We start from the raw sequence: 1,125 nt of genomic DNA, 5'->3' as shown, positions 1-1,125 counted from the left end.
GTCTGTAGACCATCGGTAAGGGCGTATGTGGAGCCCGGGGCTCCGCCCACCTTCTTCTGTACCAACTGGCCGAGCTCATCGTATTCATTGTAGGCGATAAGCTCCCCGGGACCCGTACAGCTCTCGCCCATCGTATGGTCGCCGATGCACTGGGTGTGCTTCAGCAGCCTGCCCACGTGGTCGTACTCATAGTTGTCTATCGTCACCACCACATCGGTGCCACGGGAGTGCATCGTCCTTGTCCTTACCGCCCTGCCCACAAAGTCCAGTTCCGTCTCCACGATCTCCATCGTGCCCAGGTACTCGTTGATGGTTCCCGTCAGGATCACACGCCCCTTGTCATCGTAGAGCATCAAGGTCAATACCCATCGTTCGGGCCCATCCACGAGCACACGTGTGGTGATGGCCGTGGGAAGCCCCTTTACGTCCATCGAAACGTCCTGTCCCAATACAGTGGTGGGTATCGTGTACCCGTTCAGGTCAAAATCGTAGTTGTCATAAAAGTTCATGGTGTAGCCCTCGTTAGGCGTTATCGCTATTGAAGGATAGGTATCATAGGTATAGTACCCGTTGTCCGGTTCCTCGTACTGGGCCGCGGCATTCTCCACATTGGACTGCGCCTGTTCCCTGCCCACCGTTAGGTCCGCCATTCCCGTATAGGCCACCCTCCCGAAGGCATCGTATTTGGTGAAGAGCCATTGCCCGTTGGCACGCATCACGGCATCCTGGGTCATCACGGGCTGATCTAGTTTGTTGTAGACAATGTACTCCAATCCCTTGCCCGGGACCTTCTTCTCCACCAATCGGTTGCGATGGTCGTAAACATATTGGTATCCGAGCTCTTCCAGCTCTCCCTGGAGTTCCGCAAGTGTGGACGATGTCGCGTCCATCTTCGGGGGAAGGACATAGGTCAGGTTCCCATAATCATCGTAGACATAGTACGTGTCGTGGGGAAGTTCTTCCTCTCCGGGATCTATCTCATTATTGCCATCGTCGTCAAAGGGCCCATAAGTGCGCTTGAGCACTACCCGCCCTTGTTTGTCCGTGAACTCCTCAACCGTGTGAAGCTTCGTGGATGTACCGGGATGGTTCTCGTCGTAGGTGATCGTCTTGTAGAGTTCGCCA

1 pseudogene is annotated in these 1,125 nt (G+C 55.2%); it reads right to left on the bottom strand.

Annotation, left to right across the window (positions count from 1 at the left end):
- Positions 1 to 1,125, bottom strand: a pseudogene (locus K1F36_RS19960) (hypothetical protein); the annotation flags it as partial.

The organism is Flagellimonas abyssi (assembly GCF_019457905.1).
Taxonomy (GTDB): domain Bacteria; phylum Bacteroidota; class Bacteroidia; order Flavobacteriales; family Flavobacteriaceae; genus Flagellimonas; species Flagellimonas abyssi.
The sequence above is the reverse complement of the archived record's forward strand: the minus strand, read 5'-3'. Positions and strand labels throughout refer to the sequence as shown.